Origin of the sequence: Streptomyces sp. CB03234 (assembly GCF_001905885.1) — a bacterium.
GTDB lineage: Bacteria > Actinomycetota > Actinomycetes > Streptomycetales > Streptomycetaceae > Streptomyces.
On the sequence record NZ_LIYH01000001.1, the window covers coordinates 1 to 22,625 of the forward strand.

Here is a 22,625-nt window from a genome sequence, read left to right on the forward strand (position 1 = left end):
TCAGCGCCGATGGTACTGCAGGGGGGACCCTGTGGGAGAGTAGGACACCGCCGAACAATCATTGTGGGAAAGCCCCGCACCTCATGGTGCGGGGCTTTTCTGCGTTTTGAGGCAGGGACCGATCCCTCCTCCTGGGTCGGTTTGCCGCCGTGCGGTCAGGTGTGCGTTCAGAGACGGCCCGCTGCTTTCAGGGCGAGATAGGCGTCGGCAAGAGCCGGCGCCAGGTTGTCCGGGGTGGCGTCCACGACGGTGACGCCGTGGCGCTGGAGCTGTTCCGATGTGCGGCGGCGCTGGGCCTGCGTTTGGGTGCCGGCGGCGGCTTCGTAGACCGCTTCGACGGTGCCGCGGGCCTTCGTCATTTCTTCTGTGTGGGGGTCCGAGACAGAAGCCACCAGAACGGTGTGGCGCTGCGTGAGCTGCGGAAGCACCGGAAGCAGGCCTTCTTCGATGGGGGCGGCTTCAAGGCTGGTGAGCAGGACAACGAGCGAGCGGCGTGGGGCGCTGGTGAGGGCGGCCGAGCTGAGACCGCGCGCGTCGGTCTCCACCAGCTCGGGTTCCAGGGGTGCAAGGGCGTTCACGACGGCCGGGAGGATGTCGTTGGCGGAACGGCCTTGGACGCGGGCGCGGGTGCGGCGGTCGTAGGCCAGCAGGTCGACGCGGTCGCCGGCTCGCGAGGCGAGCGCGGTGAGGAGGAGCGCGGCGTCCATGGACGCGTCGAGGCGGGGCACGTCGCCGACTCGGCCGGCCGACGTGCGGCCGGTGTCGAGGACGATGAGGATGTGGCGGTCGCGTTCGGGGCGCCAGGTGCGTACGGCGACGGTGGTCTGGCGGGCGGTGGCCCGCCAGTCGATGGAACGGGTGTCGTCGCCGGGGACGTACTCGCGGAGGCTGTCGAACTCGGTGCCTTGGCCTCGGATGAGGACGCTGGTGCGGCCGTCGAGCTCGCGGAGGCGGGCCAGTTTGGACGGAAGGTGCTTGCGGCTGGCGAACGGTGGAAGGACACGGAACGTCCAGGGGACCTTGTGGTTGCCCTGGCGGGCGACGAGGCCGAGCGGGCCGTATGAGCGGACGGTGACGCGTTCGGCCTGGCGGTCGCCGCGGCGGGTGGGCCGGAGGACGGTGGTGAGGCGCCGGCGCTCGCCTGCCGGGATCGTCAGCTTGTGGCGGGACGCGGACTGCTCGCTGCCGGGGAGCCAGCTGCTGGGCGGCCAGGCGTCGCGGAGGTGTGCGCGTAGGCGCCGCCGGGAGGGGTTGGTGACGGTGAGATGGACTTCGGCACTGTCACCGAGTCGAACACTAGTGTCACCACTTCGAGTGAACTGGAGCGTTCGCACTGGCGCGGCGAGCGCGTAGTCGCACAGGATTGCGAGTGAGAGGGGTGCGTTGACAGCGAGCATCCCCGTCCAGCTGGGGGCGAGGATGCCGACGGGGAGAGAGCCGATCGCGGCGAGGAGCGCGGTTCGTCCGGTGAGGGCCACGGGTCACTGCCTCATCGGGGTACGGGGACGTGGGCGAGGATCGCGGTGATGACGGAGTCGGGGGTGACTCCGTCCATCTCCGCCTCGGGCCGCAGCTGGATGCGGTGGCGCAGGGTGGGCAGGGCAAGGGCCTTCACATCGTCCGGGATGACGTAGTCGCGGCCGGTGAGCCACGCCCAGGCGCGGGCGGTGGAGAGCAGTGCGGTGGCGCCTCGTGGGGAGACGCCGAGGGTGAGTGAGGGGGATTCACGGGTGGCACGGCAGATATCGACGACGTATCCGGCGATCTCGGGGGAGACGGAGGTCTTGGCGACGGCGGCGCGGGCGGCTTCCAGGTCGGCGGGGCCGGCAACGGGGCGTACTCCGGCGCCGTGCAGGTCGCGGGGGTTGAAGCCCTCGGCATGACGGGTCAGGACGTTGATTTCGTCCTGGCGTGAAGGAAGAGGGACCGTCAGTTTCAGAAGGAAGCGGTCCAGTTGCGCTTCGGGAAGCGGGTAGGTGCCCTCGTACTCGACGGGGTTCTGCGTGGCGGCGACGAGGAAGGGTTCGGGCAGCGGGCGGGGTGTGCCGTCGACCGTGACCTGGCGCTCCTCCATCGCTTCCAGGAGCGACGACTGGGTCTTGGGCGGAGTGCGGTTGATTTCGTCGGCGAGCAGGAGGTTGGTGAAGACCGGGCCGGGCTGGAAGGAGAACTCGGCGGTGCGGGCGTCGTAGACCAGGGAGCCCGTGACGTCGCTCGGCATCAGGTCAGGGGTGAACTGGACGCGCTTGGTGTCCAGTTCGAGAGATGCGGCGAGCGCGCGGACGAGCAGCGTCTTGGCGACACCGGGCACACCCTCGAGGAGGACGTGGCCTCGGCAGAGCAGGGCGACGACGAGTCCGGTGACAGCGGGGTCCTGCCCGACCACGGCCTTCGCGATCTCGGTGCGCAGGGCCTCCAAGGAGGAGCGGGCGCTGTCCGAGTTGTCAGCGGTCTCGGGGGTCGGGGCACTCATGAGGTGCGTACCTCTCTTTCGAGGGCGTCGAGTTGGTCTGCGAGGAGGGTGAGTGCGGCGTCGTCGGCGGGAGCCGGGCCGAAAAGGAGAGCCCTGAGGTCCCTGTCGCCGGCGGCGAGTCGCGCGGAGACGGCAGGGAGGAGGGCTTCGGGAGAGTGGGCTTCCGCCGGTGGGACGCCCAGGAGGGGAGCGAGTCGGGTTCGGGTCGCGGTGCGCAGGACGGTGGCCGCGCGGTCGCGTGCATTCGCCCGGTGGTAGAGGCGGGCACGGCCCTCCGTGGACTCGGAGGCACGGATGACGACGGGAAGGTGTTCGGTGACGAGGGGGCCGAGGCGGCGGGCGCGCCAGATGGCGGCGAGCGCGGCGGCGAGGGTGAGTTGCAGGGTGCCCCACAGCCAGCCGGAGGGGATCAGTTCGAGGAAGCCGCGTTCGCCGGCGTCTTCCTCTCCGTCGCCGCTGTCCCCGCTGTCATCGTTTCCGCCGGCGGCGGAGGGATCGCTGAGCGAGGGGAGGTACCAGACGAGATGGGGCCGGGAGCCGAGGAGTTGAAGGGCGAGCGAGGCGTTGCCCTGCTTGTCCAGGCGGTCGTTGTAGAGGATGTCGGGAGAGCCCAGGAGGACCGTGTCGCCACCGGCGGGGCCGTTGATCCGCACGAGGGTGGCGAGGCCGTCGCTGCGGTAGCAGGCGTCGCTGCCGGGGAGGGCGGTCGTGTAGCGCTCGCCGCCGAGGTCGACGGTGCCGGCGCGCTCGGCGGCCGGCAGGGCGCACTGGGGGGAGAGTGCCGACACCGGGGTGGAGGAGCCCGTGGTCACGCCGGGCGCCAGGGTGCCGACGGAGGGGGGACCGGCGGAGAGGAGCACCGTGCGGCCGCGTGCGGTGTCCATGTCTCTCCGGAGGACGGTCTGCTGGTGGTCCGTCAGCAGGTCGGGGGTGGTGACGAGGAGCGTGGTGTCGGGGCCGGTCGCGGCGGTGGCCTCGTCGAGAGTGGTGACCACACGGCTGGTGACCCCGCGCTGCTTGAGGAGTTCGGCGACGGCGCGGCTGCCGTGGGGATCGGCGGAGCGGGGGTCGAGATGGCCGTGCTGGGCGTCGGAGCGCACGAGGGCCATGACGATCCCGGCCACGGTGAGAATGGCCAGAGCGAGCAGCAGACCTCTGACCCGGGACCAGATCTGGCGGGCGGTGAGGGACGTCGAGGTGGCGGAGGCGTGGGAGGTGGCGGTCATCCGGCCGCTCCGTGGGCGGCGTTGCTCAGGTGGGGCTTGGCCCGTTCCAGCGCGGTGTCCACGTCCTTGAGGCGCTGGTACGTGCTCTGGTCGGCGGTGCGGCCACCGTATGTGACGTCGTCGAACGCGCGGGCGGCGGCTCGGAGTTCGTCCGCGTGGGCGGGGAGGGGCCGGCCTGCCTCGGCTGCCGCCTCGTCGGCGGTGCGGCCGGGGCGGGGGTCGAGGAGGGTGCGTTCTTCCAGGGAGCGCACGATGGCTCGCATCCGTTCCTGGACGGCCTGGTTCCAGCGGCCGGCGGTGGCGTGGTCCTCGGCGGCGGTGCGGTGTTCGGCGGCGCTGCGAGGACGGTCGTCGAAGAGGGAGTCGGCGGTGACAGGGGTGCGCTGCGGGGTGCCCAGGCGCCACCACAGGGCGCCGACGAGGCACAGGACGATCAGGGCGATCGCCACGAGTCCGAGTGGGCCTCCCGGGGCGGCTCCCGACGCGGAGTCGAAGAGCCGGCCCACCCAGTCCCAGAAGCTGTCGAGCGCGCGCTGGAGCAGGTTGGGGTCGTTCTCGTGGTACATGGGCCTGGACAGCTCCCGCTCCGCCGCCTCGCGGGCGGGGACGCGGGGAGTGTCCAGCGGTACGTCGTCGTTCGCGTGGACCGTCGGCCACGCCGTCGTCAGACCCCCCGTGGTCGGCACCGCATCAGCTCCCGGGGGTGGTGTCGTCGGGCGAGGGGGAGCCGTACCCGGGCACGCCTGCGGCGCGGGCCAGGTCCAGGTCGAGGGCCTCCCGGCGGATGCGCTGGTCGATGTAGAGCAGGACGGAGACACCCGAGGAGATCGGGTAGGTGATCGAGGCGGCGATGACCGCTCCGACGCCGGTGATGATCAGGAAGGGCCAGCCGAATTCGGTGGTCGTGCCGGTGATCAGGCCGCCCAGTCCGTCCCCGTCCACCGCGAGCGCGACGAAGGCGAAGGGCAGTCCGATGATCATCGTGATGAGGGTCAGCAGGAGCATCGTCAGCATCAGGATGCCGAAGATCCGCCACCAGGCGCCCTGGACCAGCTTGGCGGAGCGGCGCAGGGACGCGGCCACGCCCTGCCGTTCCAGCATCAGTGCCGAGGAGGAGAGGCTGAACCGGACGAGGAGCCAGGTGACGACCACGGCGGCGGTGAGTCCGCCCAGGACGGTAAGCAGCACGCCTGCTGCGGTGCCGTCGAGGAGCAGGCCGGGGAGCAGGCCGACGGTCATGATGGCGACGCTCAGCAGCGGCAGCAGGAGGGTCAGGCCGAGAAGCTGGGGAAGCCTGGGACGGGCCTCGCGCCAGGCGTCGGAGAGTGTCACGGGGCGGCCGAGCACGGCGCGGCTGATGACGATGGTCAGCAGGGCGGTCGTGATGAAGGTGCCGATGAGGGTGAGCGCCATCGTGGGGCCCAGGGAGAGGAGACTCGCCTTGAGGCTCTGCACCAACTGGTCCAGGGCCTCCTGTGGGGTCGGGTTCCGCTTGAGCTGCGGTGGCGCCGGTACGACGTAGCGCTGGAGGAGGACGTCGCCGATCTTCGTGATGACGGAGACGGTGATCGTGATGCCGAGCACGGTGCGCCAGTGCGCGCGCAGAGTGGAGACCGCGCCGTCGAGGATCTCGCCGACGCCGAGGGGGCGCAGCGGGATGACACCGGGCTTGGCGGCCGGGGGCCGGCCCCAGCCGCCCTGGTGCTGACCGCCGCTCCATCCGGGTGCGGGCGTGGGGGGCGGAACGGGGCCGGACGGGCCGGGCACGGTCGGCGGGGACCACTGGCCAGGGGGCGGCTGGTGCTTGGACCATGTGGAGGGCGTGCCGGGGGCGTCGGTGGGTTCGGCGGGCCGTGGGACGTTGGCGCCCTGGCCGTCGGAGGGCGAGGATCCGGGCGAGGCCCAGCCCGGAGTGTCGTTCACGGTCGTCCACCTCGTGAATTCGTCGCGGTGCCGGCTCGTCGAGCCGGCTCGGTCACGGTGCCGGGCCGCTCGGTGGGGCGGCAGGTTGGCAGCCATGGTGCCACGCGTCGTCCGCGGCCGGGCCTGGGGCCGGATCTCCTTGGCACCTTCATTGTCCGTGGTTCAGCGGGCAGACTGGGCGGATGGCTGATCAGTACGCACGAACTCCCGGCGCCGCCGAACCGCCCTCGCTCCCCGCACTGCGTTGGGAGGAGCCGCCGGAAGGGCCGGTGGTGGTGCTCCTCGACCAGACGCGGTTGCCCACCGAGGAGGTCGAGCTGGTCTGCACGGATGTGCCGGCGCTGGTCCAGGCGATCCAGACGCTCGCTGTGCGCGGAGCGCCGCTGCTCGGCATCGCCGGTGCCTACGGCGTGGCGCTGGCTGCCGTGCGGGGCTTCGACGTGGAAGACGCGGCCGTGTTGCTGGCCGGAGCGCGGCCCACCGCCGTGAACCTCGGCTACGGGGTGCGGCGGGCGGCCGGTGCGTACCGGGCGGCGCTCGAGAAGGGGGAGGGCCGGGAGCGGGCCGCGGAGGCGGCACTGGCGGAGGCCAGGGATCTGCACCGGGAGGACGCCGAGGCCAGTGCGCTGATGGCGGGCCATGGGCTGGCGCTGCTGGACGAGCTGCTGCCGGGCGGCGGCCACCGGGTCCTGACCCACTGCAACACCGGGGCGCTGGTGTCGGGCGGCGAGGGGACCGCGTTCGCCGTGGCTCTGCAGGCGCACCGGACGGGCAGGCTGCGGCGGCTGTGGGTGGACGAGACCCGGCCGCTGTTGCAGGGGGCGCGGCTGACGGCGTACGAGGCGGCCCGCAACGGCATGCCGTACACGCTGCTCACCGACAACGCGGCGGGCTCGCTGTTCGCGGCGGGGGAGGTGGACGCCGTACTGATCGGGGCGGACCGGATCGCCGCCGACGGTTCGGTGGCGAACAAGGTGGGGAGCTATCCGCTCGCGGTGCTGGCCAGGTACCACCATGTGCCGTTCGTGGTGGTGGCGCCCCTCACGACGATCGACCTGGAGACGCCGGACGGGGCGTCCATAGAGGTGGAGCAGCGCGCCGGACAGGAGGTGACGGAGCTCACAGCTCCGCCGCAGGTGGCGATGGGGGGAGGGGGGCCAGGAGCGGGCGCCGGGCTGCCGGTGGCGCCGCTGGGAACCCAGGCGTACAACCCCGCGTTCGACGTCACGCCCCCGGAACTGGTGACGGCGATCGTCACCGAGCAGGGGGTGGTGTCCCCGGTCACCGGGGGAGGAATTGCCGAGCTGTGTGCCAGGTCACGCCAGGTAACGATTAGCTAATGGGATGATGTCGATTATGAAGGGACGCGTCCTTGTCGTCGACGACGACACCGCACTGGCCGAGATGCTCGGGATTGTGCTGCGTGGTGAAGGTTTCGAGCCGTCGTTCGTAGCGGACGGCGACAAGGCACTTGCTGCTTTCCGGGAGGCCAAGCCGGACCTGGTGCTGCTGGACCTCATGCTGCCCGGAAGGGACGGCATCGAGGTGTGCCGGCTCATCCGGGCCGAGTCCGGAGTGCCGATCGTGATGCTCACCGCCAAGAGCGACACCGTCGATGTGGTGGTCGGGCTGGAGTCCGGGGCCGATGACTACATCGTCAAGCCGTTCAAGCCGAAGGAGCTGGTCGCCCGGATCCGGGCGCGGCTGCGGAGGTCGGAGGAGCCGGCGCCGGAGCAGCTGACCATCGGTGACCTGGTCATCGATGTGGCGGGCCACTCGGTGAAGCGGGAGGGGCAGTCGATCGCCCTGACTCCGCTCGAGTTCGACCTGCTGGTCGCGCTGGCCCGCAAGCCGTGGCAGGTGTTCACCCGTGAGGTGCTGCTGGAGCAGGTGTGGGGGTACCGCCACGCCGCGGACACGCGGCTGGTGAACGTGCATGTGCAGCGGCTGCGCTCCAAGGTCGAGAAGGACCCGGAGCGGCCGGAGATCGTGGTGACCGTCCGTGGTGTCGGTTACAAGGCCGGACCGAGCTGACATGTCCCGCGGCAGTGCTGCTCCGAAGCCCGGGAACCCGGGAGTCCGTGCGGGGCGGGCTGCCGGGCCGGGGCGTCAGTCATGGCGTCCGGGCCGTCTGCTCCAGGACGGGGCGCCGGGTGGTCCGGTGCTTCGGCTCCTGGTGCGCTGGGTGCGCCGGCCGTTGCTTCCGGCTACCCGGCTGTGGCGGCGGAACCTGCAGTTGCGGGTGGTCGCCGGCACGCTGCTGATGTCGCTCGGAGTGGTGCTGCTGCTCGGGTTCGTCGTCATCGGCCAGATGCGCAACGGTCTGCTGGACGCCAAGGAGAGGGCTGCCCAGAGCCAGGCGTCCGGTGGATTCTCCGCCGCGCAGGACCCGGCGAACCAGCAGCTGGGCGCGGGCGGGCAGGGCGGAGGGGCCGCGGACGGCGGAACGGCCGGGGCGTCGCTGAACTGGCGGTCCGATCTGGTGGTCCGGCTCGCGAGCGGCGGCCAGGGCGCGTTCAACGTGGTGGCGCTCAGCTCCGACACGGAGGGCGCGGCGCCCAGCCGTGGCGCTCGGGCGTCGGGCGGGGTGGAACCGGCGCGGAGCATTCCGGCGAAGCTGCGGGAGTCCGTCGCGCAGGCGGGGACGTTCCAGACGTACACCCGGATCAACTATTCGGACGGCAAGCCGTCGGAGGCCGGGCTGGTCATCGGCAAACGCCTCAATGACATCGACGGCAATCCGTACGAGCTGTACTACCTCTTCCCGCTGACGCAGGAGGAGGACTCCCTCGCCCTGGTCAAGACGACGCTCGCGACGGCCGGGCTGTTCGTGGTGGTGCTGCTGGGCGCGATCGCGTGGCTGGTGGTGCGGCAGGTCGTCACGCCGGTACGGATGGCGGCCGGGATCGCCGAGCGGCTGTCGGCGGGCCGGCTGCAGGAACGGATGAAGGTCACCGGCGAGGACGACATCGCGCGGCTCGGCGAGGCGTTCAACAAGATGGCGCAGAACCTCCAGCTGAAGATCCAGCAGCTGGAAGAGCTGTCGCGGATGCAGCGGCGGTTCGTCTCGGACGTCTCGCACGAGCTGCGTACGCCGCTGACGACCGTACGGATGGCGGCCGATGTCATCCATGAGGCGCGTGAGGACTTCGATCCGGTGACGGCGCGTTCGGCGGAGCTGCTGGGGGACCAGCTGGACCGGTTCGAGTCGCTGCTGTCGGACCTGCTGGAGATCAGCCGCTTCGACGCGGGCGCGGCGGCGCTGGAGGCCGAGCCGATAGACCTGCGGGAGGTCGTCCGCAGGGTGATCGGCGGGGCCGAGCCGCTGGCCGAGCGCAAGGGCGGCCGGATCCTCGTCGTGGGCGACGAGCAGCCGGTGGTCGCGGAGGCCGACGCACGCCGCGTCGAGCGGGTGCTGCGGAACCTGGTCGTCAACGCCGTGGAGCACGGTGAGGGCCGGGACGTGGTGGTGCGGATGGCCGCGGCGGGCGGCGCGGTGGCCGTGGCGGTGCGCGACTACGGGGTCGGGCTGAAGCCCGGCGAGGCGACGCGCGTGTTCAACCGCTTCTGGCGGGCGGACCCGGCTCGGGCGCGTACCACGGGTGGTACGGGGCTGGGCCTGTCGATCGCCGTGGAGGACGCGCGGCTGCACGGCGGCTGGCTGCAGGCGTGGGGGGAGCCGGGCGGCGGTTCGCAGTTCCGGCTGACGCTGCCGCGTACGGCGGACGAGCCGTTGCGCGGTTCGCCGATACCCCTGGAGCCGGAGGACTCGCGGCGCAACCGGGAGCGGGCGGCCGCCGAGGAGGCGTCGCAGGGCGCCGGCCGGCTGCCGACGGTCCCGGGACAGGGCGGGAGCTCGACGCGGGCTGGGCTCCCCGCTCCGACGCGTACGGCACTGCCGCCCCGGCAGGCGGCGCAGGTGGCCGCCGATCCGACGGCGCTGCCCGGCAGCGGGTCGCGGGTGGTGGCGCGCGGCGCCGGTCAGCGGGCGGGCGAGGACGTCTCGTCCACGACGCAGGATGGGAAGCGGGAGGGTACGACTCGTGGGCGCTGAGCGTCGTCGCGGCCGCGGAGGAGCGGTGCGCGCGGTCGCGCTGCTCGGATGCGGCGTGCTGCTGGCCGGGTGTGGGTCGATGCCGGACAGCGGCGACGTCTCCCCGGTGAAGGCGTCCAACCCCGGGGACTCCCAGGTGCGGGTGTATCCGGTGACACCGCGGGAGGACGCGGAGCCGGACGAGATCGTCAACGGGTTCCTGGAGGCGATGACGGGTGACGACCCGGGGTTCGCGACGGCCCGCAAGTACCTGACCAAGAAGGCGGCGCGGGAGTGGAAGCCGGAGGAGCTCACCACGGTGCTCACCTCCGCGCCCGTCAGCACACAGCCGCCGGAGCGCAGCAGCATCCGTGAGACCCAGGACCGCCGCGTCTACTCCTTGCGCGGCAAGCGGATCGCGACGCTGGACAGCCGGCACGCCTACCGGCCGACGCCCATGTCCAACTACACCGGCACGATCCAGCTGGTGCAGGCGCCCGGCCCGGACGGCACGGGCAAGGAATGGCGGATCGACAGGCTGCCGCCGGGGCTGCTGCTCGGCGAGTCGGACTTCCAGCGCAACTACCGTTCCGTCAACACGTACTACTTCGCCTCCGGTCGGCACTGGGTCGTGGCCGACCCGGTGTACATCCGGCAGCGGCAGGATCCGGTGACGCGGATGGACCCGGTGGCGCAGACGGTCAAGGCGCTGCTCGAAGGGCCGACGAACTGGCTGGATCCGGTGGTGGATTCCAGTTTCCCCAGGGGTGTGGCGCTGAAGGACGGCGTCACTTCCCTGACGCCCGACGACCAGAACAAGCTCAAGGTGCCGCTCAATAAAAAGGCGGAAAACATCGGCTTCGGCACGTGCAGGCGGATGGCGGCGCAATTGCTGTTCAGTGTGGGCGATTTGGGGTCCGTCAGGGTGGAACAGGTCGAACTGCAGCGTGAGGACGGGCGCGCGCTGTGCCTGGTGGGAGAGAGCCAGAAGGAGAACTACCGGGCCGCTCCGTCTGGCAGCCCCGAGGTGAACCCCTATTTCATCGACGCGTCCGGGCGATTGGCGAAGCTCAAGGCCGGGGCGGAGAACCCCGGCACGCCGTCGCCCGTGCCGGGGCCGTTCGGCAACAGGTCGGTGAAGGTCGACAAGGTCGCGGTCGCGCGCGATGAGCGTCGGGCGGCCGTGGTCTCGGAGGGTGACCGTTACCTGCGGGTGGCCTCCGTGGTCTCGGACGCGGGCGTGGAGCTGCCGGAACCGCTGGTGAGCAGCGAGGGCGCGAAGCTCGATGACCGGCTGTCCGCGCCGAGCTGGGACGGCCGCGGCAACCTGTGGGTCGCCGACCGCGACCCGGCGAATCCGCGGTTGCTGTTCCTGCCGGAGGGCTCCGGGGAACCCCTGCCGGTCACGGCCCCGCAGCTCGCCGACGGGGTGCGGGTCGAGGCGCTGCGGGTGTCCGAGGACGGGGTGCGCATGGCGCTGCTGCTCCGGGAGGGCGACAAGACGACCCTGCACATCGGGCGGGTCGAGCGGCAGGGCGCCGGTGCGAAGCAGACGGTGCAGGTCGTGGACCTCCAGGCCATCGCCCCGCGGATGGAGTCGGTGACGTCGGTGTCGTGGGCGGGACAGAGCCGGCTGGTGGTGCTGGGCAAGCTGGCAGGCGGGGTGCAGCAGGTGCGCTACATCCAGACGGACGGTTCCACCTCGGCCGCGGCGATTCCGGGGCTGAACCAGGTGAAGGTGGTCGCGGCGTCGAACGACGAGCGCGCCCCGCTGGTGGCGGCTTCCGCCGACGCCGGCATCGTGCGGCTGCATGCGGGCGCGAACTGGCAGCCGATGGTGGAGAAGGGCACGTTCCCCGTCTATCCCGGCTGACGCCGCGCCGCCACAGGCCCGGCACGGGGCTTGGGCTCCGGGTGCGCAGCGCGGGCGCGCGAGGGGGCTGGGGCGCGCTGTGCGGGGCCGGCGGGGCCAGGGAGCGCTACGTGCTGCGAGGGCGGGCGGGCCCCGGGGTGCGTCCCAGGGTCGGCGGGGCTGCTGGGGCACGCGTGGCGGTCGGCGGGTGACATGTGTAGGTCGTGGTGTCCGGGCGGTACGTGCCGGCTGGCTTGCTGCCGCGGCTCCGGGTGCGCCGGCTGCCATGCCCTCAGGGGCCCCGGATGCGTCCTGCCGGGCCGGTGGGCGGCTTTTGCCCCTTGCCCGGCGGGGACGTGTGGGGGTCGCGGGGCGGGGACGCCCGGGCCGAGCCGTCGGGGTTTTCCACAGGGGTGGATGCGCGGCCGGAGGCTTGGGACCGTGGGGGTATGCGCTGGTGGTGGCGGGAGATCGCGGGGTTGGTTCTGCCGGTCGCCTGTGATGGGTGCGGGCGGGCTCGTACGTCGTTGTGCGAGGCGTGCCGGTGGGCGCTGTGCGGAGCGGGTGGGCGGCGGGTGAGGCCGGTGCCGGAGCCGGTGGGGCTGCCGGTGGTGTGTGCCGCGGCGCCCTACGCGGATGCGGTACGAGCGGTGCTGCTCGGGCACAAGGAGCGCGGCGCGCTCGGGCTGGCCCGGCCGCTGGGGGTCGCGCTGGCCGGGGCCGTGAGGGCCTCTGTCGCGGCCTGTGGGCGCTCGGACGGCGGGCCGCTGCTCCTGGTGCCGGTGCCTTCCTCACGGCGCGTGGTGCGGGCGCGTGGGCACGACGCCGCGCGGCGGATCGCGCTGGCGGCGGCGGCCGAGTTGCGGCGAACGGGGGTGGCGGCGCGGGTGGCGCCCGTACTGAGGCAGCGGCGGGCGGTGGCGGACCAGTCCGGGCTGAGCGCGCGGGAGAGGCTGGCGAACCTGGCCGGGGCGCTGGAGGTGGCGGCCGGCGGAGGGGCGCTGCCGGAGGCCGGCAGGCCCGTACTGGTCGACGATCTCATGACCACCGGAGCTTCGCTGGTCGAGGCGGCACGGGCACTGCGTGCCGGTTCGGAGCCGCAATTCCGGGGATTCGTACAGATGAGTGCCGCGGTTGTCGCTGCCCCGCCGATGTCGTTCGAAATAAACCGGAACTGACCGGGAACCTGCATCGTTGCAGGTACTGAGAGAGTAAAAACACCTGATCGGAGGTTCGTGCGGATAGCGGGTGCCGACATCCGTCCGAGCGAGCTATGTTCGGGTGTGAGGAATGGCGAAAGCTGCGCTTCACCGAATGCACTGCCGCGTTCCGGGTCCGTTTCCGGGTAACGGTCAGGACATCGAAGGTGGTGGGGTGGGGATCTTGCCGACGGGGGAGGAGGAGGTCGAGTCGCCAAGTCCGAGGCTCCGGTACTCACCGGGGTCTGGTGCAAAAGGGAGATGCTCGCCGACCGGTGAGTCGGCAGGAGCGATCCGGGAACGGAGTTCTGCGTGGACATCGTCGTCAAAGGCCGCAAGACCGAGGTGCCCGAGCGGTTCCGCAAGCACGTGGCCGAGAAGCTGAAGCTGGAGAAGATCCAGAAGCTCGACGCCAAGGTGATCAGCCTCGACGTCGAGGTGTCCAAGGAACACAACCCGCGGCAGGCAGACCGGTCGGACCGTGTGGAAATCACCCTCCACTCCCGGGGGCCGGTGATCCGGGCGGAGGCGGCGGCAGGCGACCCCTACGCAGCCCTTGACCTCGCGACGGGCAAGCTCGAGGCTCGGCTGCGCAGGCAGCACGACAAGCGTCACACCCGCCGGGGCAACGGCCGTCTGTCGGCCGCGGAGGTCTCAGACGCGGTTCCGGGCGTGGCCCGGCTCAACGGAAACGGCGGCGTGGCGGTGGAGGAGCGGCCGGAGGCCGTCCCCACCAAGAAGATGGGCTCGCTGGAGGTGCGGGGCGAAGGACCTCTGGTGGTCCGCGAGAAGACCCACACAGCCGCCCCGATGTCACTCGACCAGGCTCTCTACGAAATGGAGCTGGTCGGTCACGACTTCTACCTGTTCGTCGACTCCGAGACGAAACTGCCCAGTGTCGTCTACCGCCGGCACGCCTACGACTACGGCGTCATCCATCTGGAGAGCGACCCCTTGGCCGGCTCGGAGGCGGGCGGTGCGGGCGGCGCGCTCGGTGGCTGACAGCAGCTGAACGACCCCGGTGGTGCCCCTGGAGCGCCGTGTGCGCCCCCAGGGGCACCACCGCGCGACCACAGGATCACCGCTTCGCCGTCCAGGCATGAAATCATGGCGGGGCGCGCCAACCGATGCTCCGAAGGCAGAGGTTGGCGTACCGCACATGAACGTCAGGCAGGCCTGCAGGGGGAGGGAACGATGGCGGACAGCTTCGGCCCGGTGCACCACCCGGGCGGCTCCGACGCCCCGGTGGGCGGAGCGGGGTGCGGGAGCGGTGCCGACACCGACACGGACGGCGGCGCGTCCCGCAAGGAGCCCATCAGGGTCCTGGTCGTGGACGACCACGCTCTCTTCCGCAGAGGCCTGGAGATCGTCCTCGCGCAGGAGGAGGACATCCAGGTGGTCGGCGAGGCGGGCGACGGCGCGGAAGCCGTCGACAAGGCCGCCGACCTGCTGCCCGACATCGTGCTCATGGATGTCCGGATGCCCAAGCGGGGCGGTATCGAGGCCTGCACCTCCATCAAGGAGGTGGCTCCCAGTGCCAAGATCATCATGCTGACGATCAGCGACGAGGAGGCCGACCTCTACGACGCGATCAAGGCGGGTGCGACGGGCTACCTCCTCAAGGAGATCTCCACCGACGAGGTGGCCACCGCCATCCGGGCGGTCGCGGACGGTCAGTCGCAGATCAGCCCGTCGATGGCGTCGAAGCTCCTCACCGAGTTCAAGTCGATGATCCAGCGCACCGACGAGCGCCGGCTCGTCCCGGCGCCCCGGCTGACCGACCGCGAGCTGGAGGTCCTGAAGCTGGTCGCCACCGGCATGAACAACCGGGACATCGCCAAGGAGTTGTTCATCTCGGAGAACACCGTGAAGAACCACGTCCGCAACATCCTGGAGAAGCTCCAGCTGCACTCCAGGATGGAAGCGGTGGTCTACGCGATGCGGGAGAAGATCCTCGAGATCAGGTGAGACGGGCCAGGGCGGACGACAGCTCGGGGGTGAGCTCCGGGCGGTCGACCCGTTCGATCCGTACGGAGTCGCAGCCCACCCACTCGGCGGCTTCCCGCAGTGCCTCCGCCATGGGGGTGACGGCCTTCGGGGAGGCCAGCGACACCTGCTTGGCCACCAGGGTCTTCCCCTCGCGGGCCGGATCCACCCGGCCCATCAGCCTCCCGCCCGCGAGCAGGGGCATCGCGAAGTAGCCGTGTATCCGCTTCTGCCTGGGGACGTACGCCTCCAGGCGGTGCGTGAAGCCGAAGATCCGTTCCGTGCGCGCCCGCTCCCAGATCAGCGAGTCGAACGGCGACAGCAGCGTCGTACGGTGACGGCCGCGCGCCACGCCCGCCAGGGCCTCCGGGTCCGCCCAGGCCGGCTTGTCCCAGCCCTGCACCCGCACCGGCACCAGCCCCGAGTCGGCGACCACCGCGTCGAACTGCTCGCCCTTGAGCCGGTGGTAGTCGGCGATGTCCGCGCGCGTGCCCACGCCCAGCGCCTGCCCCGCCAGCCGCACCAGCCGGCGCAGACACTCGGTGTCGTCCAGCTCGTCGTGCAGCAGGTGATCAGGGATGGCGCGCTCGGCCAGGTCGTACACCCGCTTCCAGCCGCGCCGCTCGGTGCACACCACCTCGCCGAACATCAGCGCCCGCTCGACGGCGACCTTCGACTCCGACCAGTCCCACCACTCGCCGCCGTTCTTCGCGCCGCCGAGTTCCGTGGCGGTCAGCGGGCCCTCGGCGCGCAGCTGCTTGATCACCGCGTCGTAGGCAGCGTCCGGCAGGTCGTGGTGCCACTGCGGGCGCTTGCGGTAGGCGCGGCGGCGGAAGGCGAAGTGCGGCCACTCCTCGACCGGCAGGATGCACGCCGCGTGCGACCAGTACTCGAAGGCGTGTCCGTCCGTCCAGTACGCGGCGTCGACGGTCCGGCGGCCGACGGCGCCCAGCCGTGCGTACGGGACCAGCTCGTGGGAGCGGGCCAGTACCGAGATCGTGTCCAGCTGGACGGCGCCGAGCCGGCGCAGCACGCCGCGCACCCCGGCGCGGCGGTCCGGCGCGCCCAGGAAGCCCTGGGCGCGCAGCGCGATACGACGGGCCTCGTCGGCGGAGAGCTCGGCGGTGGGAGGCGGCAGGGGCGTCATGGTCCGCACGGTCGTCATGCTCGGCACGATAGACGGCGGCACTGACAGTCACGCCGGGTTCGGGCGGGCCGGGAGGTAGGGCACCGTGCTCGGCAGGCCGAGGTCGGAGGGGAGCAGGGAGCCGATCCACGCGTCACGAAGGGTGCCCTTGTTGAGGAGGCCCGCGCGCTGGACGCCCTCCACCGTGAAGCCGGCCTTCTCGGCGACGGCGCGCGATCCCGTGTTGCCGACCTCGGCCCGCCACACCAGCCGCGTGCACCCGGTCGTCGTGAACGTCCACCGCGCCAGGGCCACGACGGCTTCCGTGGCGTAGCCGTTGCCGCGGTGCTCCTTGGCCGTCCAGAAACCGATCTCCCACACCCCTGAGTGCCCGCGTACACCGATGGCGCCCACGAGCGGGCCGCCCGCGCGGGGCAGGACCGCGAAATCCAGGTCGTACCCGGTGCGCCAGCCGTCGGGCACGATGCGCCCGAGGAAATCCTCCGCGTGCTGCCTCTCGTACGGGGACGGCACGACCGTCCAGCGCTGGATGTCGGGGTCCTGGCAGGCCGCGTACACGGCGTCGGTGTCGGCGGGCGTGAAGGGGCGCAAGCGCAGTCGCTCGGTGGTGAGGGTGACGGGCTCCATGACCGGATTCTGGTGGGGCGGGGAGGGGCGGGGCGAACACTTTTCGGGTTCAGCGGCACCTTCCGTACGCCCCGCGCGTTCTCCTTGAGGGCGGCATGTCGGCGCGGCAGTCGGCCCAGGTGAGCGCAGACCTCCCGGCGCGGTGGCGTCCTCGCTTACGATGGCCGTTGCGGTGGGGCCCACCTGCCGTGCCCGTGCCAGTGTCCATGACAAGACCTAGTGCCAGGCCCGACCGGCAAGGAGACCAACCTCAGTGTCCGTCTTCAACAAGCTCATGCGTGCAGGCGAAGGCAAGATCCTGCGCAAACTGCACCGCATCGCGGACCAGGTCAACTCCATCGAAGAGGACTTCGTCAACCTCTCCGACGCCGAGTTGCGGGCGCTCACCGAGGAGTACAAGCAGCGGTACGCCGACGGTGAGAGCCTCGACGACCTGATGCCCGAGGCGTTCGCGACGGTCCGCGAGGCCGCCAAGCGCGTGCTCGGTCAGCGCCACTACGACGTCCAGCTGATGGGTGGCGCCGCGCTGCACCTCGGTTACGTCGCCGAGATGAAGACCGGTGAGGGCAAGACCCTCGTCGGCACGCTGCCGGCGTATCTGAACGCGCTGTCCGGCAAGGGCGTGCACATGATCACCGTCAACGACTACCTGGCGGAGCGCGACTCCGACATGATGGGCCGGGTCCACAAGTTCCTGGGCCTGAAGGTCGGCTGCATCCTCTCCAACATGTCGCCGTCGCAGCGCCGCGAGCAGTACAACTGCGACATCACGTACGGCACGAACAACGAGTTCGGCTTCGACTACCTGCGCGACAACATGGCGTGGTCCAAGGAGGAGCTCGTCCAGCGCGGCCACAACTTCGCCTGTGTCGACGAGGTCGACTCCATCCTGGTCGACGAGGCCCGTACGCCGCTGATCATCTCCGGCCCGGCCGACCAGGCGACGAAGTGGTACGGCGACTTCGCCAAGCTGGTCACCCGCCTCAAGAGGGGCGAGCCCGGAAACCCCCTCAAGGGCATCGAGGAGACCGGCGACTACGAGGTCGACGAGAAGAAGCGCACCGTCGGCATCCACGAGTCCGGTGTCGCCAAGGTCGAGGACTGGCTGGGCATCGACAACCTCTACGAGTCGGTGAACACCCCGCTCGTCGGATACCTGAACAACGCCATCAAGGCCAAGGAACTGTTCAAGAAGGACAAGGACTACGTCGTCATCGACGGCGAAGTCATGATCGTCGACGAGCACACCGGCCGTATCCTCGCCGGCCGCCGCTACAACGAGGGCATGCACCAGGCGATCGAGGCGAAGGAAGGGGTGGACATCAAGGACGAGAACCAGACCCTCGCCACGATCACCCTGCAGAACTTCTTCCGCCTCTACGACAAGCTGTCCGGTATGACCGGTACGGCCATGACCGAGGCCGCCGAGTTCCACCAGATCTACAAGCTGGGCGTCGTGCCGATCCCGACGAACAAGCCGATGATCCGCAAGGACCAGTCGGACCTGATCTACCGCACCGAGGTCGCCAAGTTCGCCGCGGTCGTCGACGACATCGAGGAGAAGCACAAGAAGGGCCAGCCGATCCTCGTCGGTACGACGTCGGTCGAGAAGTCCGAGTACCTGTCGCAGCAGCTGTCCAAGCGCGGCATCCAGCACGAGGTGCTCAACGCCAAGCAGCACGACCGTGAGGCGCAGATCGTCGCCCAGGCCGGCCGCAAGGGCGCCGTCACCGTCGCCACCAACATGGCCGGCCGCGGTACCGACATCAAGCTGGGCGGCAACCCCGACGACCTCGCCGAGGCCGAGCTGCGCCAGCGCGGCCTGGACCCGGTCGAGCACGTCGAGGAGTGGGCCGCGGCCCTGCCCGCCGCGCTGGAGAAGGCGGAGCTCGCCGTGAAGGCGGAGTTCGAGGAGGTCAAGTCGCTCGGCGGGCTGTACGTGCTGGGCACGGAGCGGCACGAGTCGCGGCGTATCGACAACCAGCTGCGCGGCCGTTCCGGCCGTCAGGGCGACCCCGGCGAGTCCCGGTTCTACCTGTCGCTGGGCGACGACCTGATGCGGCTGTTCAAGGCGCAGATGGTCGAGCGCGTGATGTCGATGGCCAACGTTCCCGACGACGTACCGATCGAGAACAAGATGGTCACGCGCGCGATCGCGTCCGCGCAGTCGCAGGTCGAGCAGCAGAACTTCGAGACGCGCAAGAACGTCCTGAAGTACGACGAGGTCCTCAACCGGCAGCGTGAGGTCATCTACGGCGAGCGCCGCCGCGTCCTGGAGGGCGAGGACCTGCACGAGCAGATCCGCCACTTCATGGACGACACGATCGACGCCTACATCGAGGCGGAGACCGTCGAGGGGTTCGCGGAGGAGTGGGACCTGGAGCGGCTGTGGGGCGCCTTCAAGCAGCTCTACCCGTGCAAGGTCACCATCGAGGAGCTGGAGGAGGCGGCCGGCGACCGGGCCGGCATCACCGCCGAGTTCATCGCGGAGTCCGTCAAGGAGGACATCCACGAGCAGTACGACGCGCGTGAGAAGCAGCTCGGCTCCGACATCATGCGTGAGCTGGAGCGGCGTGTCGTGCTGTCGGTCCTGGACCGCAAGTGGCGCGAGCACCTCTACGAGATGGACTACCTCCAGGAGGGCATCGGTCTGCGCGCCATGGCGCAGAAGGACCCGCTGGTCGAGTACCAGCGCGAGGGCTTCGACATGTTCACCGCGATGATGGAGGGCATCAAGGAGGAGTCCGTCGGCTACCTGTTCAACCTGGAGGTCCAGGTCGAGCAGCAGGTCGAGGAGGTGCCGGTGCAGGACGCGGCCGCCAAGACGTCCCTGGCCAAGGAGGACGCCGTACCGGCGCAGGCCGGTGCCGGGCGGCCCGAGATCCGCGCCAAGGGGCTGGAGGCGCCCAAGCGGCCGGACCGGCTGCACTTCTCCGCGCCGAAGGTCGACGGCGAGGGCGACATCATCGAGGGCGACTTCGAGAACGGGGACGGGGCGGCCCGGTCCGCGGCGGACGGCATGACGCGTGCGGAGCGGCGCAAGGCGCAGAAGGGCGGGCGTCGCCGTAAGAAGTAGCCCTCCGTAGGAGTGCTTTCGGGGCCGGGTGCGTGACGGGAGTCGCGTGCTCGGCCCCGTTCGTCGGTGTACGTCAGTGGCGTTGGCCGCCGAGTTCCACGGCGGCGCAGCGCCATTTGCGGTCGGTGCCCTGCTCCAGGCGGAACGCCATCGCCCGGACCTGCTCGCCCGCCGCGATGCTCGCGAACGCCTCGACCACGCCCGGGCGCAGCGGGAAGCCGCCGCAGCGGCGGATGACGGGGCGTGCGCCGTGGGCGCGCAGCGGGGTGGTGGGCGCGAGGGCGATCAGCTGGTCGTAGGCCGCGCCGACGGTCTGGCCGAGCATCCAGTGGACGGGGCGTTCACCGCTGAGGACGGCGAGCAGCCGTTCGGCGAAGAGGACGTGGGGCGGGAGCGGGCCGCGGCGGCTGGGGGTGGGGTTGCTGGTGCGGGTCGCGGTGGCGGCCGCCGCCGGGCGGGGTGAACCGGGCCGGACCGTGCCGGGGCCGCGCTGGTCCCGGCGGCGGGCCGGGCCGGACGTCGTCCTGGTTGCGGTGGTGCTCATGATGAATCGCCCCCGTTCCGTAGGACCCGGTTGTCTACCGGGCGGTAACTTGCGTTGGTGATCTTCTACGGGGGCGGGGCGGGCGGCCGCAATCGGTGCCCGAGCGGGTGCCGAAGTCGTGGCGGCGTCACCTATCCGGGTGACGGCGGGGCGGCCGGGCCCGGGCCCGGCCGGGTGCGGCGGGGTGCGGGGTGGACGCGGCGAGACGGTGGCCACCGGCCCTGAAGGGGGACTCCACACGTATCCTGAGGGCGTCTCCCGACTACGAAAGCGGCCTGCCATGCGCGTCTACGTCCCCCTGACCCTCCCCGGTCTCGCACAGGCGCACAAGGCGGGCGAACTGGGCCCCGGCCCCCTGACCGCGTACGCGGTGACGCCCGGGCTGCGCGAGTGGTACGTCTCCGACGACATCGAGGAGCTGGAGTACGCCGCGCTGAGCCGGGCGGCGGCCGCGTCGCTGCGGATGCTGGCCGCCGATCCGTCGGCGGCCCGGCTGAGGGTCGTCGTGGCCGTCGACGTACCGGACGGGGCCGCGGTCGCCGACCCCGACGGGGCGCTGGATCCCTCGTCGGTGGGCGAGGTGCGGATCGCGCGGGCGGTGCCGCTGGCCAAGGCGGCGGCGGTGCACGTGGACGCGGACGACGCCAAGGACGACGTGTCGGCGGCGGCGGACGCGCTGGGCGCGGCGGACCACGGGGACGACGACGCGCAGTTCGTGGTGGACGGGGCGGAAGATCATGAGCTGCTGTGGTTCGGGGTGCAGGAGATTCCCGAGTTGATCGGCTGACCTGCGGTTTTTGGTCGGTGGGGGTTCGTTGTCGGACCGTGCCGGTACCTTTTGGGCATGGGGAAGCGCAGCACTCACCTGGTGTGGGACTGGAACGGGACGCTGCTCGATGACATCGACGCGGTCATCGGGGCGACGAACGCCGCGTTCGAGGAGATAGGCCTGGAGCCGATCACGCTCGCGCGGTACCGGGAGCTGTACTGCGTGCCGGTCCCGCTGTTCTACGAGCGGCTGATGGGGCGCATGCCGACCGAGGCGGAGTGGCTGGTGATGGACGAGGCGTTCCACCGGCACTACTGGGTGCGGGCCGAGGTCTGCGGGCTCGCGGACGGCGCCGCCGAGCTGCTGGCCGCCCGGCAGGCGGCGGGGCTCACCCAGTCGCTGCTGTCGCTGGCCCCGCACGAGCTCCTGGTGCCGATCGTGCGGCGGCACGGCATCGAGGAGCGGTTCGTCCGGGTGGACGGGCGGATAGGTGACTCGACGGCCGGCAAGGCGGAGCACATGGTGCGGCATCTCGTCGCGCTGGAGGGCGTGCCGCCCGAGCGGATCGTCGTGATCGGGGACGCCGCGGACGACGCGGTCGCGGCGGCGCACGTGGGTGCGCGAGCGGTGCTCTACACGGGCGGCTCGCACAGCCGGGCCAGCCTGGCGATGGCGGGGGTGCCCGTCGTGGACTCGCTGGAGGAAGCGGTGGCGGTCGCGGAGGAGCTGGTGGCGTAGCCCTTGGCCGGGCGGGCGCGGTTCGCCCGTGGGGGGGCGCTTTGCGGGTGCGGCGCGGTGGGCGTTGCGGGTGCGGGCCCGGTGGGGGTGCGCCCGGCCTGGCGGCCGGGCTGGGGTTCCCACCCGCACGGGCCGTGCGGGTGGGTGGGAGTTCGGGCCGCGCGGTACCGCGGATCCGGTGACCGAACCGGCCCCGGAGGGTTACGTCGCGGGGGACTTGGTGCGGAGGACTTCGAGGAACTCGCGCATCCAGGCCGGATGGTCCGGCCAGGCGCGGGAGGAGACCAGGCTGCCGTCGACGACCGCTTCGGTGTCCTGGAACGTGGCGCCCGCGGCCTGCATGTCGAGTTCCAGGGCCGGGTAGGCCGTCACATGGCGGCCGTCCAGGGCGCCGACCGCGGCCGTCAGGAGCGGGCCGTGGCAGATCTGGGCGACCGGCTTGTCGGCGTCGAAGAAGGACTTGAGGATCTTGCGCAGCTCCGGGTCGTTGCGGAGGTACTCGGGGGCCCGGCCGCCCGGGACGACCACGGCGGCGTACTGGCTGGGCTCGACCTCCGAGAAGGCCAGGTCGGCGGGCCAGGTGTAGCCGGGCTTCTCGGTGTACGTGTCGTAGCCCGGCTCGAAGTCGTGGACGACGAAGCGGAGCGTCTTGCGGGCCGGGGCGGCGATGTGGACCTCGTACCCCTCCTCGCGCAGTCGCTGGTACGGGTACAGCACCTCCAGGGATTCCGCCGCGTCACCGGTGACGATCAGGATCTTCACGCTCATCACTGCCTGCCTCTGTTCGGGGGCACGTGTCGCTGTCCACAGTGTCAAACTTCGGGGCCGGGTTTTGTACACATACGGCTCATGACGGCCATGGGGTCAGGAGCGATAGCCTGGACCCGTGATCAGCGCGATATGCCATGGGGGCAGCGAAGCCCCCGGCCAGCGCCCGGAGCGCCACCGTGGCCGGGCGATCGCTGACCCATCCCATCCGGCCCGGTCGCCAAAATTGGCCAATAACGGCCCGGACGTCTCTCATCACGGCAT

19 protein-coding genes are annotated in these 22,625 nt (G+C 71.2%); 10 read left to right on the forward strand and 9 right to left on the reverse strand.

The window, feature by feature from the left end; all coding sequences use genetic code 11:
• Positions 1-167: 167 nt before the first annotated feature.
• The 5 genes from AMK26_RS00005 to AMK26_RS00025 are packed head-to-tail and all read right to left on the reverse strand — an operon-like array spanning position 168 to position 5,622.
• On the reverse strand, positions 168-1,478 hold the full coding sequence (locus tag AMK26_RS00005) for a DUF58 domain-containing protein (protein ID WP_073750430.1): 1,311 nt from the start codon (positions 1,476-1,478) through the stop codon (positions 168-170).
• An 11-nt stretch (positions 1,479-1,489) separates the two neighbouring features.
• Complete coding sequence (locus AMK26_RS00010; RefSeq protein WP_073750432.1) at positions 1,490-2,473, reverse strand: AAA family ATPase; 984 nt, start codon at positions 2,471-2,473, stop codon at positions 1,490-1,492.
• Entirely contained in the window at positions 2,470-3,699 is a 1,230-nt protein-coding gene (locus AMK26_RS00015; protein WP_073750434.1) for a DUF4350 domain-containing protein, read from the reverse strand. The genes AMK26_RS00010 and AMK26_RS00015 overlap by 4 nt, the downstream gene beginning before the upstream one ends.
• Positions 3,696-4,385, reverse strand: coding sequence for a DUF4129 domain-containing protein (locus tag AMK26_RS00020; protein ID WP_073750436.1), 690 nt, complete (start codon positions 4,383-4,385; stop codon positions 3,696-3,698). Before AMK26_RS00020 ends, AMK26_RS00015 begins: the two co-directional genes overlap by 4 nt.
• Before the next feature lie 4 nt (positions 4,386-4,389).
• Positions 4,390-5,622, reverse strand: a complete 1,233-nt coding sequence (locus AMK26_RS00025) for a hypothetical protein (protein ID WP_073750451.1) — start codon at positions 5,620-5,622, stop codon at positions 4,390-4,392.
• A gap of 182 nt (positions 5,623-5,804) precedes the next feature.
• Between AMK26_RS00025 and mtnA the strand changes: the two genes are divergently transcribed.
• From mtnA to AMK26_RS00060, 7 genes are all read left to right on the forward strand, one after another.
• The gene (gene mtnA, locus AMK26_RS00030) at positions 5,805-6,962 is read left to right on the forward strand and encodes an S-methyl-5-thioribose-1-phosphate isomerase (RefSeq protein ID WP_073750453.1); all 1,158 of its coding nucleotides are present in this window, start codon (positions 5,805-5,807) and stop codon (positions 6,960-6,962) included.
• Between the two features lie 4 nt (positions 6,963-6,966).
• A complete protein-coding gene (gene mtrA, locus AMK26_RS00035; RefSeq protein WP_007448372.1) occupies positions 6,967-7,656 on the forward strand; it encodes a two-component system response regulator MtrA in 690 nt (229 codons plus the stop codon).
• A 1-nt stretch (position 7,657) separates the two neighbouring features.
• Positions 7,658-9,676, forward strand: coding sequence for an MtrAB system histidine kinase MtrB (gene mtrB, locus AMK26_RS00040; protein ID WP_079277381.1), 2,019 nt, complete (start codon positions 7,658-7,660; stop codon positions 9,674-9,676).
• Complete coding sequence (locus AMK26_RS00045) at positions 9,666-11,528, forward strand: LpqB family beta-propeller domain-containing protein (protein ID WP_073750457.1); 1,863 nt, start codon at positions 9,666-9,668, stop codon at positions 11,526-11,528. The genes mtrB and AMK26_RS00045 overlap by 11 nt, the downstream gene beginning before the upstream one ends.
• Before the next feature lie 428 nt (positions 11,529-11,956).
• Positions 11,957-12,685, forward strand: a complete 729-nt coding sequence (locus tag AMK26_RS00050; RefSeq protein WP_073750459.1) for a ComF family protein — start codon at positions 11,957-11,959, stop codon at positions 12,683-12,685.
• Positions 12,686-13,018: 333 nt separating this feature from the next.
• On the forward strand, positions 13,019-13,708 hold the full coding sequence (gene hpf, locus AMK26_RS00055; RefSeq protein ID WP_073750461.1) for a ribosome hibernation-promoting factor, HPF/YfiA family: 690 nt from the start codon (positions 13,019-13,021) through the stop codon (positions 13,706-13,708).
• Between the two features lie 192 nt (positions 13,709-13,900).
• Positions 13,901-14,674: a response regulator gene (locus AMK26_RS00060; RefSeq protein WP_073750463.1), complete on the forward strand. Its 774-nt coding sequence runs from the start codon at positions 13,901-13,903 to the stop codon at positions 14,672-14,674.
• On the opposite strand, the gene AMK26_RS00065 is transcribed toward AMK26_RS00060, so the two are convergent.
• Positions 14,667-15,839, reverse strand: a complete 1,173-nt coding sequence (locus tag AMK26_RS00065) for a winged helix-turn-helix domain-containing protein (RefSeq protein ID WP_073752885.1) — start codon at positions 15,837-15,839, stop codon at positions 14,667-14,669. The two genes, AMK26_RS00060 and AMK26_RS00065, sit on opposite strands and share 8 nt — an antisense overlap.
• Before the next feature lie 48 nt (positions 15,840-15,887).
• Positions 15,888-16,466 carry a GNAT family N-acetyltransferase gene (locus AMK26_RS00070; protein WP_073750465.1) on the reverse strand — a complete coding sequence of 193 codons (579 nt, stop codon included), beginning with the start codon at positions 16,464-16,466 and terminating at the stop codon, positions 15,888-15,890.
• A gap of 253 nt (positions 16,467-16,719) precedes the next feature.
• On the opposite strand from AMK26_RS00070, the gene secA reads away from it, so the two are divergent.
• Positions 16,720-19,542 (forward strand): preprotein translocase subunit SecA, encoded by a 2,823-nt coding sequence (gene secA, locus AMK26_RS00075; protein ID WP_073750467.1) that lies wholly within the window; start codon positions 16,720-16,722, stop codon positions 19,540-19,542.
• Positions 19,543-19,615: 73 nt separating this feature from the next.
• Here the strand turns inward: secA and AMK26_RS00080 are convergent, their stop codons facing one another.
• A complete protein-coding gene (locus AMK26_RS00080; protein ID WP_073750469.1) occupies positions 19,616-20,086 on the reverse strand; it encodes an Rv3235 family protein in 471 nt (156 codons plus the stop codon).
• 280 nt (positions 20,087-20,366) lie between these two features.
• Here AMK26_RS00080 and AMK26_RS00085 point away from each other — a divergent pair, with 280 nt between their 5' ends.
• Entirely contained in the window at positions 20,367-20,873 is a 507-nt protein-coding gene (locus tag AMK26_RS00085) for a DUF6912 family protein (protein ID WP_073750471.1), read from the forward strand.
• 57 nt (positions 20,874-20,930) lie between these two features.
• Complete coding sequence (locus AMK26_RS00090) at positions 20,931-21,593, forward strand: HAD family hydrolase (protein ID WP_073750484.1); 663 nt, start codon at positions 20,931-20,933, stop codon at positions 21,591-21,593.
• A 201-nt stretch (positions 21,594-21,794) separates the two neighbouring features.
• Here AMK26_RS00090 and AMK26_RS00095 read toward each other — a convergent pair whose 3' ends face one another.
• Positions 21,795-22,361 (reverse strand): DJ-1/PfpI family protein, encoded by a 567-nt coding sequence (locus AMK26_RS00095; RefSeq protein ID WP_073750486.1) that lies wholly within the window; start codon positions 22,359-22,361, stop codon positions 21,795-21,797.
• Positions 22,362-22,625: the final 264 nt, after the last annotated feature.

Bases quoted from the DNA above. Each gene is read 5' to 3' on its own strand.
- mtnA (WP_073750453.1), top strand. From the start codon at position 5,805: ATGGCTGATCAGTACGCACGAACTCCCGGCGCCGCCGAACCGCCCTCG.
- mtrB (WP_079277381.1), top strand. From the start codon at position 7,658: ATGTCCCGCGGCAGTGCTGCTCCGAAGCCCGGGAACCCGGGAGTCCGT.
- AMK26_RS00010 (WP_073750432.1), bottom strand. From the start codon at position 2,473: ATGAGTGCCCCGACCCCCGAGACCGCTGACAACTCGGACAGCGCCCGC.
- AMK26_RS00065 (WP_073752885.1), bottom strand. From the start codon at position 15,839: ATGACGCCCCTGCCGCCTCCCACCGCCGAGCTCTCCGCCGACGAGGCC.
- AMK26_RS00070 (WP_073750465.1), bottom strand. From the start codon at position 16,466: ATGGAGCCCGTCACCCTCACCACCGAGCGACTGCGCTTGCGCCCCTTC.
- AMK26_RS00050 (WP_073750459.1), top strand. From the start codon at position 11,957: ATGCGCTGGTGGTGGCGGGAGATCGCGGGGTTGGTTCTGCCGGTCGCC.
- AMK26_RS00060 (WP_073750463.1), top strand. From the start codon at position 13,901: ATGGCGGACAGCTTCGGCCCGGTGCACCACCCGGGCGGCTCCGACGCC.
- AMK26_RS00090 (WP_073750484.1), top strand. From the start codon at position 20,931: ATGGGGAAGCGCAGCACTCACCTGGTGTGGGACTGGAACGGGACGCTG.
- AMK26_RS00085 (WP_073750471.1), top strand. From the start codon at position 20,367: ATGCGCGTCTACGTCCCCCTGACCCTCCCCGGTCTCGCACAGGCGCAC.
- AMK26_RS00015 (WP_073750434.1), bottom strand. From the start codon at position 3,699: ATGACCGCCACCTCCCACGCCTCCGCCACCTCGACGTCCCTCACCGCC.
- mtrA (WP_007448372.1), top strand. From the start codon at position 6,967: ATGATGTCGATTATGAAGGGACGCGTCCTTGTCGTCGACGACGACACC.
- AMK26_RS00095 (WP_073750486.1), bottom strand. From the start codon at position 22,361: ATGAGCGTGAAGATCCTGATCGTCACCGGTGACGCGGCGGAATCCCTG.
- AMK26_RS00080 (WP_073750469.1), bottom strand. From the start codon at position 20,086: ATGAGCACCACCGCAACCAGGACGACGTCCGGCCCGGCCCGCCGCCGG.